The 18,780-nt window shown below is 56.5% G+C and carries 16 protein-coding genes; 11 read left to right on the forward strand and 5 right to left on the reverse strand.

All coding sequences use genetic code 11. The features are described from left to right. Position 1: 1 nt before the first annotated feature. Together ACZ9BX_RS28890 and ACZ9BX_RS28895 are read left to right on the forward strand one after the other, a co-directional pair. A complete protein-coding gene (locus ACZ9BX_RS28890) occupies positions 2 to 1,177 on the forward strand; it encodes a glycosyltransferase (RefSeq protein WP_476221632.1) in 1,176 nt (391 codons plus the stop codon). Further along, entirely contained in the window at positions 1,152 to 2,357 is a 1,206-nt protein-coding gene (locus ACZ9BX_RS28895) for a glycosyltransferase family 4 protein (RefSeq protein ID WP_476221634.1), read from the forward strand. The genes ACZ9BX_RS28890 and ACZ9BX_RS28895 overlap by 26 nt, the downstream gene beginning before the upstream one ends. Here the strand turns inward: ACZ9BX_RS28895 and ACZ9BX_RS28900 are convergent. Further along, positions 2,354 to 3,643: an O-antigen ligase family protein gene (locus ACZ9BX_RS28900; RefSeq protein ID WP_476221635.1), complete on the reverse strand. Its 1,290-nt coding sequence runs from the start codon at positions 3,641 to 3,643 to the stop codon at positions 2,354 to 2,356. The two genes, ACZ9BX_RS28895 and ACZ9BX_RS28900, sit on opposite strands and share 4 nt — an antisense overlap. Before the next feature lie 217 nt (positions 3,644 to 3,860). On the opposite strand from ACZ9BX_RS28900, the gene ACZ9BX_RS28905 reads away from it, so the two are divergent. Then, entirely contained in the window at positions 3,861 to 6,098 is a 2,238-nt protein-coding gene (locus ACZ9BX_RS28905; protein ID WP_476221637.1) for a GumC family protein, read from the forward strand. Between the two features lie 9 nt (positions 6,099 to 6,107). Here ACZ9BX_RS28905 and ACZ9BX_RS28910 read toward each other — a convergent pair whose 3' ends face one another. After that, positions 6,108 to 7,469 (reverse strand): lipopolysaccharide biosynthesis protein, encoded by a 1,362-nt coding sequence (locus tag ACZ9BX_RS28910; protein ID WP_476223075.1) that lies wholly within the window; start codon positions 7,467 to 7,469, stop codon positions 6,108 to 6,110. A 265-nt stretch (positions 7,470 to 7,734) separates the two neighbouring features. Between ACZ9BX_RS28910 and ACZ9BX_RS28915 the strand changes: the two genes are divergently transcribed. The 8 genes from ACZ9BX_RS28915 to ACZ9BX_RS28950 are packed head-to-tail and all read left to right on the forward strand — an operon-like array spanning position 7,735 to position 15,099. Next, complete coding sequence (locus ACZ9BX_RS28915; protein WP_476221638.1) at positions 7,735 to 8,973, forward strand: polysaccharide biosynthesis/export family protein; 1,239 nt, start codon at positions 7,735 to 7,737, stop codon at positions 8,971 to 8,973. A gap of 15 nt (positions 8,974 to 8,988) precedes the next feature. Next, positions 8,989 to 9,678 (forward strand): sugar transferase, encoded by a 690-nt coding sequence (locus tag ACZ9BX_RS28920; protein ID WP_476221639.1) that lies wholly within the window; start codon positions 8,989 to 8,991, stop codon positions 9,676 to 9,678. Positions 9,679 to 9,681: 3 nt separating this feature from the next. Next, the gene (locus ACZ9BX_RS28925) at positions 9,682 to 10,590 is read left to right on the forward strand and encodes a methionyl-tRNA formyltransferase (RefSeq protein ID WP_476221640.1); all 909 of its coding nucleotides are present in this window, start codon (positions 9,682 to 9,684) and stop codon (positions 10,588 to 10,590) included. Continuing rightward, positions 10,587 to 11,267: a PIG-L deacetylase family protein gene (locus tag ACZ9BX_RS28930; RefSeq protein ID WP_476221642.1), complete on the forward strand. Its 681-nt coding sequence runs from the start codon at positions 10,587 to 10,589 to the stop codon at positions 11,265 to 11,267. Before ACZ9BX_RS28925 ends, ACZ9BX_RS28930 begins: the two co-directional genes overlap by 4 nt. 44 nt (positions 11,268 to 11,311) lie before the next feature. Continuing rightward, a complete protein-coding gene (locus ACZ9BX_RS28935) occupies positions 11,312 to 12,502 on the forward strand; it encodes a DegT/DnrJ/EryC1/StrS family aminotransferase (RefSeq protein WP_476221643.1) in 1,191 nt (396 codons plus the stop codon). Continuing rightward, positions 12,495 to 13,217 carry a PHP domain-containing protein gene (locus ACZ9BX_RS28940; protein ID WP_476221645.1) on the forward strand — a complete coding sequence of 241 codons (723 nt, stop codon included), beginning with the start codon at positions 12,495 to 12,497 and terminating at the stop codon, positions 13,215 to 13,217. The genes ACZ9BX_RS28935 and ACZ9BX_RS28940 overlap by 8 nt, the downstream gene beginning before the upstream one ends. After that, complete coding sequence (locus ACZ9BX_RS28945) at positions 13,214 to 14,188, forward strand: ATP-grasp domain-containing protein (RefSeq protein ID WP_476221646.1); 975 nt, start codon at positions 13,214 to 13,216, stop codon at positions 14,186 to 14,188. The genes ACZ9BX_RS28940 and ACZ9BX_RS28945 overlap by 4 nt, the downstream gene beginning before the upstream one ends. Beyond that, positions 14,185 to 15,099 carry an NAD-dependent epimerase/dehydratase family protein gene (locus ACZ9BX_RS28950; RefSeq protein WP_476221647.1) on the forward strand — a complete coding sequence of 305 codons (915 nt, stop codon included), beginning with the start codon at positions 14,185 to 14,187 and terminating at the stop codon, positions 15,097 to 15,099. The genes ACZ9BX_RS28945 and ACZ9BX_RS28950 overlap by 4 nt, the downstream gene beginning before the upstream one ends. Here the strand turns inward: ACZ9BX_RS28950 and ACZ9BX_RS28955 are convergent. The 3 genes from ACZ9BX_RS28955 to ACZ9BX_RS28965 form a co-directional block, all read right to left on the reverse strand. Beyond that, on the reverse strand, positions 15,075 to 16,652 hold the full coding sequence (locus ACZ9BX_RS28955) for an FAD-dependent oxidoreductase (protein ID WP_476221649.1): 1,578 nt from the start codon (positions 16,650 to 16,652) through the stop codon (positions 15,075 to 15,077). The genes ACZ9BX_RS28950 and ACZ9BX_RS28955 overlap by 25 nt on opposite strands. A 189-nt stretch (positions 16,653 to 16,841) precedes the next feature. Then, positions 16,842 to 18,209 carry an FAD-containing oxidoreductase gene (locus tag ACZ9BX_RS28960; RefSeq protein WP_476221651.1) on the reverse strand — a complete coding sequence of 456 codons (1,368 nt, stop codon included), beginning with the start codon at positions 18,207 to 18,209 and terminating at the stop codon, positions 16,842 to 16,844. Further along, positions 18,206 to 18,667 (reverse strand): DUF4126 domain-containing protein, encoded by a 462-nt coding sequence (locus tag ACZ9BX_RS28965; protein WP_476221652.1) that lies wholly within the window; start codon positions 18,665 to 18,667, stop codon positions 18,206 to 18,208. Before ACZ9BX_RS28965 ends, ACZ9BX_RS28960 begins: the two co-directional genes overlap by 4 nt. Positions 18,668 to 18,780: the final 113 nt, after the last annotated feature.

The raw sequence follows: 18,780 nt of genomic DNA on the forward strand, positions 1-18,780 counted from the left end.
GATGACCACTCGGGTTTTAAATTGCATCACCGGCCTGAACGTTGGCGGTGCCGAATATATGCTGGCCCGGTTTGTAAATGAGTTGCGTGACACAGACTACCGGCCGGAGGTGATGTCTCTTATGAGCCCTGGGCCGGTTGCGGCTTTGCTGAGAGCCAACAACGTGACCATCCATTCACTGGGCATGCACAAGTCCGTGACGTCCGTTCGCGCGCTCGCTCGCCTTCGGCCGGTGATATCTGCCGCGCGGAGCGATCTGCTGCACGGATGGATGTACCATGGCAATCTGGCGGCATCCGCAGCTGCGCTGATGGGCGCTGCCCAGCCGGTTATCTGGAGCGTCCACCATTCGCTTGATGAGATAAACAGGGAAAAGCCGCTGACGCGTTTCATCATCCGCCTGCAAGCGCTGCTTTCAAAAATGACCTCTGCCATCTCATATTGTTCCAGCACCGCAGCCGCGCAGCATGAGGCTCTCGGATTTGATGCAACAAAACGGGTGATTATTCCAAACGGAATCGACTGTGAAGTGTTTCGCCCTCTTCCCAATGCTGGCGATCGTATTCGCGCGGAACTGAACATCCCTCCTGGGCGGCTGATAATCGGCAACGTTGCGAGAGCCCACCCGATGAAAAATCATGAGGGTTTCGTAAGAATATTGGCGCACCTGCGGGCTTTGGGGTTCGACGTGCACGGTTTAATCATTGGCGAAGGTCACGGTGATGGCGCCGCACGCAGGCTCGCACGCGACATGGGGCTCGAGGACCGGCTAACGACACCCGGTCCTCGAAGCGACATTGCCAGTTTGTTGCCGGGGTTCGACGTCTTCGTCTTGTCGTCAGCTTGGGGGGAAGCTTTTCCGCTTTCGGTTGCTGAAGCGATGGCTTGTGGCGTACCCGTTGTCGCAACAGACCTCGGCGATTGTGCCTGGCTCGTTGGTGACCACGATCTCATCAGTAGACCCGGTGATCCGGAAGCTCAAGCTCAGGTCGTATCCAACCTCTTCAGCCAGTCCACCGAAGCAAGATCGAGGCTTGGCCTGGCGGGACGAAAGCGGGTCGAGCAAAGGTTCTCGCTTAGACAATATCGAGACGCTCATGTCAGTCTCTATGAGGCTGCTTTGGAGGAGCGCAGACGAAGTGGATCAAACAATGCATGGCGTCGAATCGGGGCTTAGGAGCGGGCCAGGCCCAGTCTACGCTGAGGCGGGAACAGCCGGCACCGCTGCGCGCAAGATCGCGGTCATTTCAAGCTACTCGCCTTCATTGACCAATTTCCGTTATGAACTTCTGAAGCGGATGGTTGAAGCTGGACACACTGTGACTGCTTTTGGGCCGGAGGACGATGCCGCCGTCAAGAGCGATCTGGCAAAAATCGGAGTTGCCTTCATCGTTATTCCGATGGCGCGGGCCGGGCTCAACCCCCTTGAGGACCTAGCAACCGTCAGCGCTTTGCTCAAGCATTTTCGCAAGCTGCGGCCGGACGTTGTTGTGCCGTACACCATGAAACCCATCATCTATGCAGGCATCGCGGCGTGGCTCGCCAAAGTTCCCAGTCGATGCTTTCTCATCACCGGCTTAGGGCATGTGTTTTCGGATAGTTGCGGCGCCACTTTGAAGGGCAAATGCATGCGCATGGTAAGCGTCCTTCTGTATCGCATCGCTTTGCGTGGCGCTAAAGTCATCTTCACGTATAACGAGGCGGACGATAAGGATGTGAAGCATTATCGGATGACCATCGATGATAGCAAAATTTGCCGTGTTCCGGGCTCCGGCATTGACCTCGTTCATTTCGGCTATCAGCCCCCGCCGTCCGGCAGGTGCGTCTTCTTGCTGATCGCGAGACTCCTGACCGACAAAGGCATCCACGACTACGTAGATGCTGCTCGGCTAGTCAAGAAAACAGCTCCCGACGTCGAGTTCTGGCTACTTGGCCAATTCGATCCCAACCCGGCTGCGATTTCAAGAAAGCAAATTGAGGACTGGAGCAGCGAGGGCGTTATCAAATATTTGGGGGAGACGAGAGACGTTCGTCCCTATCTGGCCGATTGCAGCGTATTTGTGCTGCCCTCTTATTACCGAGAGGGTATTCCGCGCAGCATCTTAGAGGCGCTATCGACAGGAAGGGCTGTTATTACCACCGATCTCCCTGGTTGCCGTGAGACCGTTATCCAAAATGTGAACGGGCTTCTCGTTCCTCCCAGAAACGCCAAAGCGCTGGCGAGTGCGATGCTAAGCTTTGTCCGGGATCCAGAAGCTGCTGCGGAAATGGGTCTCCAATCGCGCCGCGTTGCCCAGCAAAAATTTGATGTTCACGAGGTCAATAAGACACTGCTTTTGCGCATGGGACTCGCTTAACTCCTCGTCCTTGAAGACGGATAGCGGCAGGCATTTGCCAATGCTACGGTTAATATGATCGGCGTCGTCCAAAAGCGGCCATAGACGCTTGGGAAGGCGTTGACCAAAAAGAGGAAAAGACAGACTGTGCAGATTGCAGATGCCGAAAAATGTCGTCCGCCCGGCCATTGCCAGGCCGACAGTGCTGGACCGAAACCCGCGCCAATCATAACGATGAAGCCCACCATGCTGAGAAATCCGCCCTCCGTCCACAACAGAAGATAGAGGTTGTGCACAGGTTGCGTTAGTGCGTTGGTCAGCGCGTATTGATCCGCGCCAAGTCCGAGGAAGAACGTATCCTTTGTCCGACCGATTGCTTCATTGATCAATTGTGCGCGATGCTCGAACGAGCCGGCCTGATCGATGTCGCCGCTTTCCAGCGCGCCGAGGACGCGCCTTTGAAACGCGGCCGGTAGATAATCCCGGCCCCATTGGTCGATGACTGTGACCAAAACGACGCTCAAGGCGGCGATCGGCGCTAGAAGCTTGAGGCTCAAGGTCAGGGCGCAGAACAGGCCAACACCGAAGACGAAAGATGCCAGGCCTGTGTTAGATCCCGTCAGCATCACGCCGTAACCCATGAAGGGTAAGGCTAGCAGGCCGAGCTTGCTTGACCCGCGGCCGAAACAGAAGGTGAGCATCATTGGAACGGAAAGTGCGATCAGTGCCGCACACTCGTTTTCACGCTCTACAAAGCCTGTCAAGCGGCCGCTGCCACTGACGAACGTCGTGTTCGTCTCGCCTACCACGTTGATGACGTACGCGCCATGCACGCACATCAGCAATATCGACGCCACGTAAACCTTGGACATTAGCAGTAGCTTTTGGCCGTCGCGGCTGCCGATGACGGCTAGAAGAACGAAGTACGCGAAGAAATACTGAACAATGTATACGGTACCCCGCAAGGGATCGCCGTTGATCATGCTGCTCACAAGCAGTCCGGTCAGCAGCATGCATAATCCAAGCAGCCAAATCACAGTCGAGGTCGCGCCGATCGGATCGAACCGCAGACGACCACGCAGCACAAGGATGAAAAGACAAAGGCATGCGAATGCGTCGCTGAGAGTGAAGTAGAAAAAAGGGAACCGGAGAAAATTCATAGGCGACAAGAAAACGGCAGCTAGTGCAGACAAATCCTCAATCCGATCAATTGCTTGCACCAAACCTCCTTTCCCGAGGCGCGAATGGGCCGCCAAAGGAAGTGCCAAATCCCCGCGTTGGGCCTGTAATACTTTCTTGGTAGACATAATTATACGCCCCGATACTGGTCTTGGCTCCCGTCGCCCCGTTGTTCAGCAATAAAACAACTTCGACAATAGCGTATACTGACGTTATGATCACGAGATTTTCTTGCCAAGAAAGCGCACATCTTCTAATCTGTCGGTCAGTGAGACAGAGGACACATCTGCAACCCGGGCAATAGATTACATGCATGTCGAGTTTTAAACGAGCATCGGAGGCGGAATGCTTACGACCGAGCGTGCGGCGGATAGTTTTGCGTACAGAAGCGGCGACGGAATCGCGCCATTCTTCAACGAGCGCTCTACTAGCACCAGAGGGACTGACGAGGCCTGGTCGCTCGTCCGGCGGTACAAGAAGTTCTTAGCGATTGTCGTAACGGTTGGCGCGCTCCTCTCTTTGCTCCTAAGTTTCACGTTGACTGCGGAATACGCAGCGACGTCGGCCATTGTTTTTGACCGGAATGACACGCGTCCATACGAAGCTGTGGTGGAAGCGCAAAAACAAGAGCGTGATAAGTCGTCAATGGACACCGAGCTCGACATTATCCGTTCCCGGGTCTTTGTTGGCACCGTCGTCGACGCGCTGAATCTGGTCGCAGATCCCTTTTACAATTCCTATCTCACGGTGGACGAGGAGCCAGATGCTTTCTCTTCAGGCGTTCGAAGGATCTTTGGTTGGTTTTTCGATGGCGAGGATGGTGACGGACGCCGGGCTCCGACAACCCGTATTATTTCCCAAACTGCCCAACGCGATCGCGCCATTACAACGCTTCTCGGCACCTTCACGGTCGATCGAAAGGGCGACAGCCTGGCGTTGTCGATCACCGTTCGTCAACCAAGTCCGATCCAGGCGGCCGCCGTCGCTGATGCGATTGCCCGGCGTTACGTCGAATGGACAAGCAATCTGAAGTCAGTTGCGACGTCGGAAACGATTAAATATCTGCGTCAGCAGTCGAATGAACTGGCAGCCTCAATTACGAAACGCGAACGTGAGATTGCAGCCTTTACTGCGACCAGCGATCTTACGTTTGATCCAAAGGATGATTTGCTTCGAGCCCGTACCGAACAACTGAATGAGCAATTCACACTCGCACGCGTCGATGAGGCGGGAGAATGGGCGAAGGTGAACGAAGCAAAGGCCCGGTTCGCCTCAGGCGGCGAGGAAGACATCGGCAAGGTTGTCACGTCCGATCTTCTTACCAGCCTTCGAACCGAGGGAGCCCGTCTTCAGAGACTGAGAGGACAACTGACGTCTAAATTCGGCAACAACCATCCCCTTGTGATCGACGCCGATGCTGAGATTGCCTCCAACCGGAAGATGATCCTCGACGAGGCGAGCCGAATCCTCCAAGAGCTCGAAAACAACGCCAGAGTGGCAAGCATTCGGGTGAAGAATTTTGAGCAGGCCGTGTCGGTATTGCAAGACAGGGTGCAGTCGCGCAATCTAGCGGAAATCCGCAGACGCGAACTTGAGCGCGACCTCCTGAGCGAGCAGAAGCGTTATGATGCCGTAGAACTGCGGCTGAGCGCTCTGGATCCTGACCGGGAACAGTTCAAGGCGACTGCGATGGTGTCTTCGTTCGCTGAGGTGCCCGTTCACCCGTCCTTTCCTCAGCCGCTATTTATACTTGGAGCAGGACTTGTCGGTTCTGGCCTTCTCGCCCTGATGGGGATGATCATTCTGGACAATTTGGATAACCGTATTCATTCTTCCAGGACCGTCTCCGCGATCCTAGGTCGCCCGAATATCGTTACCGTCCCCGGCTGTCCTTTGAAGCATGACGCCGCGAAGGAGACATACCTGAGATTCCTGACTGACGAGAACTCTGGACTGGCGATCGCGGCGCGTGCGCTTTGCTTGGCGTGGAAAACCATCGACAGCTCGCCGGGAGGCAAGGTTGTCATGTTCACATCGACATCGAGGCGTGATGGTAAGACCATGTTGTCTGTCGCTATGGCCGCCTCTGCTCAACGTGAAGGGCTAAGCACTATTTTGGTTGACCTCTCGGCCGGTCAGGATGCAGCGAGTACCAGCGGTGGGGCATCAAGCCGGGGCCTAGCCAATGGCCTCCTCACAACTGGCTCTGACCTGAAGCAGATGGTGACACGCTCGCCCTCATATCCCTTCTTGGACGTTCTCACCGGGCGGCCGTCGTTGCAGCATTACAGAGAGCTATTCACGGCCTTGAGGCAACACTACGATCTCGTGATCGTCGATACACCAGCGACCGACACGGCACAGGACGCGATCTGGCTGTCGGCGCATGTGGACTCGATATTCGTGATCAGCATGCTCCATCAAACGAGGAAGCCCGCGCTGATTGATTTGGTAGAGCGATTAAACCTAAACCAGGCGTTTATTGTCGGCGGAATTATAAACAGTGCCGCTAATCACCGGGCTAAGAGGGTTGCTTGGACAACCGCACGGAACACGCTGGCATCTGCCGTGGGTCGAGCTTGAAGACATCAACTAGTCTTTGATACCCGTGTTAACCGCGATGTGTTCTTGATAAGCGAACAGCATCGCAAGCATCCACAAGGATGCCATTGTGATGTGCGCGATGTTAGCGCCCATCGGCCCGATGACGGGTATAAGCGCGAACGCAGTGAGATGAAATGCCAAGGTAGAAAATAAGACGCTGCGAAGCACGGCGTTTTCGCGTCCCATCGCAAGTAGTGCGGAACGCAGTACCGAGCCATTCAGCACCATAACAGCGGCGATGGCCTGGACGACGACTAAAGGCGCGGCCGCTATAAACTGCGCGCCCGCGGTCCAAAGCAGAAGCGGCTTAATCGCCAAGCCTACGGCGGCGACGAGACAAATGCCCGCTGCAAGTAGAAGGTATTGCGTCTGCCGTACGATGCGGCGAAATGCCGGAACTGATTGGGCTGCCCAAAGCCTGGAAAGCTCCGGGTACACAACGGTTTGGACTTGTACGCCAGTCTGTTGCGCCATTCTGCCTATGCGCTTTGCTATGTGGTAAAGTCCGGCTGCGGCTGGATCCGCCAGATAGCCGACGAGCAGCGTGTCAAACTCGTTTGCGCTCGAGCGGATCGTGAGAGAGATGTTTGCCGAAAGCGCGAAGCGCCACAAGCCCGGCACACTTTGTGTTATGCCCGTTAGAGGTGCCTTCAAAATATTTCGAAAGCCGCGCCGGCGCGTTTCTAAGAATGCAAGCATTATCATGCTCATGGAGCTGATGATCTGCATGCCCATCCAGATGAGCGTGAACTCTCTCAGTCCCCATCCGGCCAGCAATCCGATCGAGCATAAAAGCACCCTTGCGAGGCTACCGAGGACTTGGCTGTAAGCTAGCGCTGTAAAGCTTCCAAAAAGCCGCAAGACGGCAGTGGGCATTCCGGAAATCTGCAATGGCAAGGCGCTGCAATAAATCAAGGCAAAGGTTTGAACTTCGGGTCGGATTCCAACAAGCGGCGAGGCAAAAAGGATCAAGCTAATCGCGATAATCCAAGAAGCGAACGCAGCCCCCATGTCCAGCGCTAAACCGAACTTCAACAGCCGCCGGAGATCGTCAGTTCGGTGCTGCTCCATCGCCTCCGCACCGAACTTGATCAACGGCTGCCAGGATTGGAAGCTGACCAATCGCTCGATCGCGCGACTGAACGCAAAGCAGAGAGCAAGTATACCGTAGTCCGTCGGTCCAAGCGCTCGCGCAGTCAAAGCAAAAGCGATGAGTCCGACCATCGATGCTGCAAAGCTGCCACTTAAAAGATGAAGTATCTGCTCTAAATGCTGGGCAAAATCACGCTCTCTCAAAATCCTTGACCTGAGGCGGCTAGCTTTTTCCGCAATGAGCGACAACGCAGACATCGGCATCCCTTTGATAAACATCCGCCCCTCGTTCAGGTCCAAGCCGATAAAGGGAGTCGTCACGCCCTAGTACTTCTATGTAGAAATCTAGTATCACGCATTGTTACAAGTCTGGAGAGGTAGTCAAATCTAACGGCTTAAGGCGACCCATTCTTAATCAATACTCGACAAAACGCAAATTCGGTTTATTCTGGGCTTTGACGTGGGGGATCAAAGCGGGTACGCGACTGCGCGCGCGCCATTGTCTCTTGGCCGAGGGTGATCCATGTTTCATGTGAGCTTTACTTGGCGAGGGTTTTCTCGCTGGCTGGCCCTTTTGGGCTATATTTTCTTGACAGTGGCGGTGTCGGCCGCCTGCGTGAATGCCGGCGCAGACGACTATCGCCTTTCCGCCGGCGATGCCGTGACCTTTGATTTTCTAGATGACGCAGAGCTTCCTGTCACGCTGACCGTTACCTCGGCCGGCGATGTCCAGTTTCCGCTGATCGGAGATGTTCGCATAGCCGGACTGACAGTCTCTCAGGCGCTAGCCAGTCTCCGCGCGCAGTATGTCGAAAAAGACATCCTGAAGGACCCGAGGATCGCGCTGAACATCACCACGTTCAGACCGATCTTTGTACTGGGGGAAGTCAACAGTCCTGGATCGTTCCCGTATTACCCCGGCCTGACGGTTGAACAGGCAATCGGACTTGCAGGTGGAACCCAGACTGATGTCACCAATCCGTCCGACCGGATTGTGGCGCGGGCTCGGTTGCGTGGTGAGATCGACGGTGCGGACGCCGAAATCGTTCACGAGGCGGTCTACGCCGCAAGATTAGTCGCCCAGCTTGACGGGCGCGAAAAGCTAGACTTGGACGATGTCCCTGAGATTGCGAAGAAATTTGTCCAAGATGTCTCAATAAAATCGGTGATCGAAATAGAGCAAAAGATTCTAGAAACGGATTTAGCGACCAGCAAGTCTCAGATCGAAATTCTGTCTCAGGGCATCAAGGAGGCAGAAAGTGGACTTGAGATTCTTCAGCAGCTGGAGGTGGAGCAGAAGGAGTTGGTCGCAACAACGGAAGCAGTTTTTGGTCGTGCAGACCAGTTGCGAGAGAAGCAGCTGAACACCTCAGCCGAATGGCTGCGAGCAAAGACGGCCGCGTCTGGAGAAAAGACAAGGCTATTGCAGATCTATGCCGACATGTCGCGTTCACGGCGCGAGCTTGGGGGACTGCGATTAGACTTGGCGAAGCTTCAGGCGGACCGTCAGAACGACATTTTGCTGAAGCAGCAAGAGCGGGATGTTGCCATCAAGAAGTTGATTGCGGAACGTCAAGCAGCCGAAGAACAGTTCTTCCTGATGGCTGCGGCGACTGCAACAGAGAACGCGGCTAAGAACAAAATCACCTTCTCCTATCAGATAAGGCGTCAGGTGGAGGGGAGCCGACAAGCAATAGCTGCGGATCCGCAAACCGAAGTTCTGCCCGGCGATGCGGTCGTTGTCGCGATCACTGGAATATAGCGCCTGGGGGATGAAATGGTGGCACTAGGTGAGTTGCAAGACATGCGAGATCGCAGAAAGCCCCTAAGCCAACGCTCGGCCAGCAAGAGGATCTTTGACTTCCTGCTCGCGTCGCTTGTTCTGATCACCTGCTCGCCCCTCTTTTTGATCGTTGGCGCGTTGACTTATCTCGCGCTGGGCTGGCCGGTTATGTTCCGCCAGCAGAGAGCAGGCCGTTCAATGCGGCCGTTCTCGATCTTGAAATTTCGCACGATGTCTAATGAGCGCGACGGGAAAGGCGACTTGCTTCCAGATCATTTGAGACAGACGCGACTGACAGCCATCATCAGACGTCTTCGCTTTGACGAGCTGCCGCAGCTTTTTTTGGTTCTGGCAGGGGTGATGTCTTTTGTTGGGCCGCGGCCTTTGCCTATGCAAACGCTGAGTGATCTTGGCGCCATCGGCCAGCTTCGTTGCAAGGTCCCACCAGGTTTGACGGGGTGGGCCCAAGTCAACGGTAATACACGCCTGAGCGACACGCAGAAGCTCGCTCTGGATATCTGGTATGTCGAGCACCACAACTTTGCGCTTGACGTACTGATTGTGGTGATGACGCTCAAGACACTGGTGCTGGGCGAGGTGGTGAATGAACGCAATGTTCAGAAGGCTGAAGCCCAGCCAAAGATACTGTCCCGTTTACGACTCCGATTGCATCCGAAAGGCTAAGTCATGCGTATCGTTCTCGTCGGCGCAGTGGAGTCAACGGTTGCTGCCGTTGAAGCTCTGTTGGAATCACAGGTTACCCCTGCCGCAGTCGTGACTTTACCCCGAGAGGCCTTGAGCCGTCATTCTGACGCGATCGATATCTCCAAAGCTGTAAGCGCTACCCTCCCAATTATTTACGCAGAGGATGTGAACTCCGCCCCAATTGTAGCGGAGGTTCGGCAATTGAACCCTGACATCATTTTTGTCGTCGGTTGGTCGCAGGTCTGCAAAGCACCCTTTCGTGAAGCGGCTCGCTTGGGCTGCATTGGTTTCCATCCTTCCTTGTTGCCGAAACTGAGGGGCAGAGCCGTAATTCCGTGGACAATCCTGACCCATCAACAGGAATCCGGCGCTAGCTTTTTTTGGATCGACGATGGCGTCGACACTGGCGACATATTGCGTCAGCAGCGATTTCGATTGAGAAATGACGAAACCGCGAGAAGTCTTTACGACAGGCAACGGACCGCCATTCGCGAGCTTATCCCTCAGATAGTCAATGATTTTCACCAAGGCGTTGCGACCCGCACGCCGCAGAACCACGACGACGCCACCTATTGCGCGCGCCGCCGGCCTCGGGATGGGAAGATCGATTGGCATGCGGATGCAGACGGGGTTCTGACTTTCATCAGGGCGGTTGGCGATCCCTATCCCGGCGCGTTCACAACGATGAATGGCGAGCACCTGTCTATCTGGGCGGCTCGTCCTTACGCGGATAGCCATCGCTACATCGGTCTTCCAGGGCAGATCCAGACACTGACCACCGGCGGTTTCGTCGTTCGGTGCGGCAATGGCGAATGTGTCGAGGTGACAAAATGGACCTCACAGGCCGAACGCAAAATTGCGCGGCACGCAGTTCTCGGGGAGGCGGGATGAACAGCGCTGCTTTCGGGTCAACACTCGTGGTCGCACCTCATCCCGATGATGAGGTGCTCGGTGCTGGCGGCACGATTTCGAAGCTTTCGGCAGCCGGGAACGACGTGTTTGTCGCGATCGTCACCGAAGGAAAGCCGCCAGCCTTCTCTGCAGCCATGGTCGCCAACGTGCAGGCAGAATGCAAACGCTCACTCGAAATTCTCGGGGTTAAGGAGAGCATCTGGCTGGGTTTTCCGGCCGCAGCGCTTTCCGAAATAGCGCATTCCGCACTCAATGCCGCATTGGGTGAGTTGATCGCGCGGTTGCGCCCGCAAACGCTCATCATCCCGTTCCTCGGTGACATGCACTTGGACCACCAGCTCATCTTTGCCTCCTGCCTTGTTGGCGCACGCCCTCATCAACCGCAGTATCCGACACTTATCCTTGCCTACGAGACGTTGTCGGAAACAAACTGGAACGCTCCCTATCTCACACCCTCTTTTGTGCCGAATGTCTTTGTCGATATCGAAGATCATCTGGAACGAAAGCTTGAGGCAATGCGGTGCTACGCGTCCCAGATTCGCGATGCGCCACATGAGCGGTCGATCGATAGCCTGCAGGCGCTCGCAACCCTGCGGGGGGCTACCGTGCTGAGACGTGCTGCGGAAGCCTTTGTTCTCGTTCGATGCGTCTGTTGAGATGAATTCTGATCAGTGCCGATGACCGGCAAGCGAGGGGAAGCATGCCAAAGTGGCCAGTTTACAGCGAAGAGCAAATCGAGGAGGTGGCCGAGGTCTTGCGATCAGGTCGCGTCAACGCTTGGACAGGACCCTACGTCGAGGCTTTCGAACACGCCTATGCGGAATTCCTCGGAAATCGGCGGGCCATTGCGCTCGCGAATGGAACCGTCGCGCTCGATCTTGCGCTGTTCGCGCTCGCCTTGGCACCGGGCGATGAGGTCATCGTAACACCCCGCAGCTTTGTCGCATCCGGCGCGTGCGTTCCATTCAGTGGCGGCGTGCCGATTTTTGCCGACGTCGACCCTGAGAGCCAGAACCTCACGGCTGCTTCGATCGAAGCGAAGATAACCCCGCGCACCAAGGGGCTGATTGTGGTCCACCTTGCCGGTTGGCCGTGCGACATGCCCGAAATCATGCGCCTGGCCCGGCGGCATGGACTGTGGGTGATCGAGGATTGTGCTCAAGCTCATGGGGCTGAAATCGATGGAAAGCCCGTTGGCAGCTTTGGTGATATCGCGGCCTTTTCGTTCTGCCAGGACAAGATCATAACGACGGGAGGAGAAGGTGGACTGATCTCGATGAATGACGACGCACTTTGGTCGCGGGCCTGGAGCAGAAAGGATCACGGGAAATCCTATGATGCGGTCACAAGAACCAAGGACCAAACGGGGTTTCGCTGGCTGCACGAGTCAATTGGTACGAACCTTCGAATGACCTCGATCCAAGCCGTGCTGGGGCTGCACCAACTGAAGCGGCTTTCCTCGTGGCGCGACGTTCGGAGCAAAAATGCGGCAATCTTGGCAGATGCGCTCTCAGGAATCGATGCGCTGCGTGTGCCGGTACCGGAACCTAGGCTGCGGCATGCCTACTACCGCTTCTATGCCTTTGTCAGGCCCGACAAACTCAGCGCCGGCCACAACCGGGATCGTATGATTGCCGAGATCAACGCCGAGGGGGTTCCCTGCTTTTCCGGCAGTTGCTCCGAAATATATCTCGAGAGATGTTTTTCTGATCTCGGTCTTTCGCCAAAGGAACGCCTGCCGACTGCCCAGATGTTGGGCGAGACGAGTTTGGCCTTCCTTGTCGATCCGACGATCGACGCAAGAACGATGTGCGCGAACGCAGAGATCGTCGCAACTGCCGTCAAGCGTGCAGCAGCAGAGGCACCAAAGCTCACCGCGGCGGATGCTTAAGATGCCAAAACCAGTATTTTGCCGGTATAGTGAACTCACGCCCTCGGCGGTCAACGTCGAATATCAGGTCCATACAAACTGGACAGACGGGCAAGCAAGCTCTGCAGCAATCCTGGAGGAGGCCGCTCGCATCGGCCTTGGCGCAATTGCCTTTACCGAACATGTTCGGCGATCAACTGACTGGTTTGACAGCTTCGCAGCAGAGATAAGGGAAATCGCACGTGCCTATCCTGCCATGAAGGTCTTTGTAGGATCGGAGGCCAAAGCATTGGACGAAGCTGGAACGCTTGATATATCGCCCTCGGCGCAGCAGGCCTCAGATATCGTCTTGGGCGTCGTGCACCGTTTTCCCGACGGGAATGGCGACTACCTTGACTTCAATAAAATCTCTGCGGCCGAGACAGCGGCCATAGAGTTCCGGCTTTCGATGGGCTTGATCAAACATGCGCCGATCGACGTGCTTGGTCATCCAGGGGGCATGTATCAGCGCCGCCACGGGACTTTCCCCGCCGAGTACTTCGCCCAAATGATGGAAGCATCGCTTGAGCGAGGAATAGCAATCGAAATAAACTCTTCATATCTGGTCGACACTGCGACGTTCGTCGAGCTTTGCCGGGAGATCGATCCGATCGTGTCGATCGGCTCCGACGCCCATCGCATCGATCAGCTCGGGCAGTGCCGGGATATTCTGAGAACTATGGGGGTTGAGCGGTGAAGGTACTCGTTACTGGCGCTGGGGCACTCCTTGGACAAGGCATTATCCGCAGCCTTCAGCGATCAAATTTGAATGCCACCATCGTCGTTGCCGATCCCAGTCCTCTCGCCGTCGGCCTGTATTGGGGAGATGTGCCATATCTCATTCCGATGGCCAACGATCCCGCATACCTTGAACGGATTTGCATTGTCATTGAGCGCGAGCGGCCGGACGTCGTTATTCCAGGCACCGATGTCGAGCTTCACGCTTTTGCGGCGCACCGGGAATTTCTTGAAGCGACCTACGGCACGCGCGTCATCATCAGCTCGCCGCGGGTCGTCGAGATTGCGGATGATAAGTGGCTGACGGCTCAGTTTCTCGAAAGCGAAGGCTTGGGTTTTGTTCCATCATGCCTTCCGGGCAACGAACATGACCTCATCGCAACGGTCGGATTTCCGCTAATCGTCAAGCCACGCGTCGGCGCCCGCTCGATCGGGGTACGCGTCATTCACTCGGATGGCGAACTGCAGGCCGCAATTGATGAACAGCCTCTTAGTGTCATTCAGAAATACGTCGGAACGGATGAGACGGAGTACACGGCCGGAACCTTGACGTTTGAGGGCAAGTGCGCCGCCTCAATTGTCATGCGCCGCGACCTGCGGGACGGTAACACATACCGCGCGTTCGCTGAGCCGTACGGTGAACTCAACGAGGCTGTAGAACGCGCGGCTACAATATTGAACGCGTTCGGCCCCGCGAACTTTCAGTTCCGTCTTGACCACGGAGCCGTCAGGATCTTTGAAATTAATGGCCGCTTCTCCGGAACCACTGGCATACGCATGCACGCCGGTTTCAACGAAGTCGAGATGTGCATTCGGCACATCCTTTTTGACGAGCCCATCATCCAGCCAACGGTTCTGCCCGTGACCGTGCTTCGTCACTGGTCCGAGACAGTTTTGCTGAACAGCGATTTACTCGCACCGCGACGATGACGAAGATTGCCATCACCGGGACCACCGGCTTCATTGGAAACAAGTTAGCACGAACGGCGCTTTCGAGGGGAATTAGCGTGGTCGCGCTCATTCGGGACGTGACACGATGCTCCGTCCCGCGTTCCAAATCACTCGAGGTTCTACCCTGGCACCTGGGCGAACCGCTACCGAAGCTTCGCGATGTCCAAGCGATATTTCATCTTGCTGCCGTCATCCCCAACAATCTAAGCGACCCTGAAGCCGCGCCGCTTTGCTTCCAAAACAACACCATTTCCGCCCTTCAACTTGCAATGGATGCAGCCCAGCAAGGGATTGGCCAAATCATCCATTTTAGCTCGGGGCAGGTTTATGTCAGCTCCCAGGTGCCGGCACATGAGGATTCGCCCGCCTATCCGGTGGAAAGGGCAACCTATTATCTGGCGAGCAAGCTCGCTGGTGAACTCTGCTTGGCGGCGGCGGCGCGCGCAGGAACGGTTGTTGCGACCATCCTGCGTCTTGGATCCGTCTATGGACCCGGAATGCATCCGCGCGGAATGCTTCCCACCTTCATCGCCAATCTTGTGCGCAATACTCCTGTCATTATCGATCAGGGCGGTGGCTACACTGCCGATTTCATTCATGTCGACGACGTCGTGGAACTCGCGCTCAAGATGATCGAGGCGCCGTTCGACGGGTTGCTCAACGTCGGTTCAGGTGCCGGGCGTTCCTCGCTCGAAGCGGCTATCATCCTTGCTGAGGCGCTGGGCGTCGATCCGGCCCTGATCACAGTACGCGGTGTTGCAAAGAACGCAGGTTTTGCTCCGCTCAGTATATTGAGAGCGCGGAAACTCTTTGATTTCAATCCAATGCAGCTCGAAGCAGGCATAGCCAAATGGAAGGCGAGCGGTCAGCTGGCAAATTCGTTCAGATGATCGGAAAGGCGGTGGGCGAGAGCCACGATCGTGAGGGTCGGGGTGTCGTTCCCCGCGGTTGGAAAAACGGAACTTCCTGCCACGAAAAGGTTTGAGACCCCATGCACGCGGCAATTGCGGTCGACAACGCCGCGCGCGGGATGGTCATGCATTCGGGTTGTTCCCATATGATGCCAAGTCCACATTGGATTTTGCAAAACGTCCCATTCTTCCTGGGTAACAAGAAGTTCTCCGAGACCGCTGACGCGCATCTCGTTCTGCAAAATGGCAATTGTACGTTTCAGGCTGTCGAGGGTAGACCCAGATAGATGCCAGGACAGCGACACAAGGGGCAGGCCGTAGCGGTCTTTCTTGTCTGACAGCGCGAGCCGGCTTTCGAAGCAAGGTTCAGGTTCGACGAAATGATGCAGTCGAAAGCCGCGAACAAGTGAAGGCGGCCTGAGCAGATGCATTCCGCTGGTCCACGTCATATGCTTCGGTGATATTGAGGGAAAGCCCCCCCGACCTGATAGAATGAGCCTATCACGCGCGTTCAGGAGCGATAGCCGATAATCGTCATAGGCGCGCTGGCTCTGACCGAGAAAGCATGGCTCTACCCATGCGCGATAGTTCAGCAGCGCTTCCTTCGCATGAATTTCGAACGGCAGCGTCAGGCCATTAACCACATAGCCGCCGGCGTCGCGCCACCCCAATGTCCGCGCCATGCGGTGGCGTCTCGTAACCCGGACACGGTCGAGTCGTGCGAAAACTCTTCGAACATATTTATTCGACGGGAACAGGGTCCCGATTGTAAAGCGAGGGTGATCCATGAAATATCGACCAACCAAGCCGGGTTCTCTTTGTGCGGCAAGATTGGAAATCATCAAGAGTCGGGCATTTTCAATCCCGCCCGCTGCGATAACGAAGGCGCGTGCGCTCACTCGAAACGTCCTTCCGTGACGATCTATGCAGAGGGCCGCTGCTATCGTGGATTGCCCCGGCGCAAACTCCAAACTAAGAACCGTTGCATCAAAAAATAAATCAACGCTCGTTGAGCTTTTGACGGGCTCACGAAAATGACGTCCAAGCCGGCGATTATTACATAATCCAACGGAATCAGTCGCAATGATCGGCGATTGCGCAGGAAACAATCGCTGACGCTCGCCAAGAAGGCTAACGTCCCCGAGACCGAGCGTTTGGCAGGCGCGCTCATAATACGGACCCAAGTGCTCGAGATCGAATGGCCAGCCGCTATTGCCGACCCATGTCCTTTCGACAAAATCCTGTCGATCCAGCGGCTTGCAGAAACCTCCCCATCCCAGTTGCTGCGTGCTCCCGCCAAGACCCTTCAAGCGGGTTGTCGCCAACGAAGCATATGGGAGTCCGCCGTCATGGCCGTCACCCGAAAAATTCGGCTGTCCCTGTCCATCGACGCCGCCGCTTTCAAGCACGCAAACCGACAAGGATCTCTTAAGGAAATTGGATGCTATTGTCAGGCCACTTGCGCCGGCCCCGACAATGCATAGATCGAACGAAAGCTCCGCTGGAGCGCTACTGGCAGATTCGATGCCCATTCATCCCCCCGACTATCAACGGTTCCCATCAAATTTTAGAAGGCCGCATTTGATGGGACGACATGCCATCGCCGAAGAATTCCGGCTGCGCATCTTTCCTGCTGCCGAAGTCGTTGATGGTAACAAGCGGACAATCACACCTCGGCTGCGTTCACGCGGCAGCCAGCGCTGCAGATCGTTGTGGACTGCTCAGACGGTCTTCAAATCTCCCAGCACCGTTGGGATCAGTTCCGAGATGGTCGGATGGATCGGCACCGACCATTGCAGGGCAGGGTAGGTCGTGCCGGCATTCATTGCATCGATGATGCCGTGGATCGCCTCGTCACCCTCGATGCCGAGGATCGCGGCGCCGAGGATCTGCTTGGTTTCAGCATCCGCGATAATCTTCATGAAACCTTGCGTCTCGCCACGTTCATTGGCGCGGCCGACGCGGCTCATCGGGCGTGTCGAAATCATGATCTTTTTGCCGGAAAAGCGTGCTTCCTTCTCCGTGATGCCTGCACGGCCGAGCGGCGGATCGATATAGAGCGCATAGGCTGGAATGCGGCTGCTCACCCTGCGGTCGCCGCCATCCAGCAGGTTAGCCGCAGCGATCTCGAAATCATTGTAGGAAGTATGCGTGAAAGCCCCACGGCCGTTGCAGTCGCCAAGCGCGAAGATGCCCTCGACATTGGTCATCAGCCTGTCGTCGACTGTGATGTACCCGCGCTTGTCCGTCGCAACGCCGGCGGCATCGAGGCCGAGATCGTCGGTGTTCGGCCTGCGGCCGGTTGCAATCAGCACATGGCTGGCCCCGATTGCCGGCCTGCCGGCGCCAGTGCTGACGTCAACGCCATCGCCTCTCTTCGCAAAGGCGATACCATCCGCATTCGTGTGAACTGCGATACCTTCCGCGCGCAGAATGTCCTCGATTGCGTCGGAGATATCCTCGTCCTCACGGGAGGCAAGTTTCGGTCCGCGTTCGACGATGGTGACTTTGGCGCCGAAGCGGCGGTACATCTGCGCGAATTCGAGGCCGATATAGCTGCCGCCGATGACGGCGAGATGGCGTGGCAGCGTGTCGAGGTAGATTATCGACGTGCTGGTGAGGTAGTCGATATCCTTAAGACCGGGAAAATCCGGAATGACCGGGCGGGCGCCGACATTCAGAAAGACTTGCGGCGCGGTCAGCGTCTCGCCATTGACCGAAACCGTCTTCGGGCCGGTGAATTGCGCCTGGCCGTAGACGACGTCCGCCGTCTCCATACCGTCGAACCAACCGATCAGGCCGTTGCGGGCATCCATGATGACGGTCTCGGCGCGCTTGCGTACGATCTTCATGTCGACGTCGATCCCACCGGTGATCTTTACGCCGTAGTCGGCGCCGCGGCGGGCGACATGTGCAGCACGAGCGCTGGCAACCAGCGTCTTCGTCGGCATGCAGCCGGCATTGACGCAGGTGCCGCCGAGATATTTGCGCTCGATCAGCGCCACCTTCATGCGCTTCCCGGCCATGCGGGCGGCGAGGAAGGGTCCAGACTGACCGGCCCCGATGAAGATCGCGTCATAATTTTTCATGGCACAGCCCCCACAATCAGCAGCGCGCCGCCGATGGCGACGGCATCCTCGATAAGTGCTGCCGGCAAATCCTTGCCGAAAGCGGCCGCGAGCTTTGCGCGGATGGCGGCGCCGCCGAGCGTGCCAACGACTGCGCCGACGATGCCGGCGACAAGACCGGCTATCAGGGAACCGCCCGGTGCGCCGATCATGGCACCGGCCAGTGCACCCATGATGATGCGCGCACCGAATTGCATCGGCACCTTGCGGCTAGGCGTCGTCGGCAGTTGGTCGGTTATCAATTCGACGGCGGCAAGCAGGGTCAAACCCCACGGCGTCCACCGGTAGCCCATGAAGGCCAGAGGTGTCTGAGAGACGTCGAACCAACCGAGTGCGGCGCCCCAGGCGACAGCAGCTGGCGCAGTCATGGCTCTGAGGCCGGCAACAATTCCAATCAAGAAAGCAAGAAACAGAAGCATATGACAGACCCTTCCCCCAATCGGGCCGTTGCAACGACGGCAGCGTGGCACAATCTCCGAGTGGTTGCAATTCACGCTCCATGGCCGATCTGCAAAATGCGAAGGGAGCATCG

The organism is Rhizobium sp. USDA 3886, assembly GCF_056279785.1.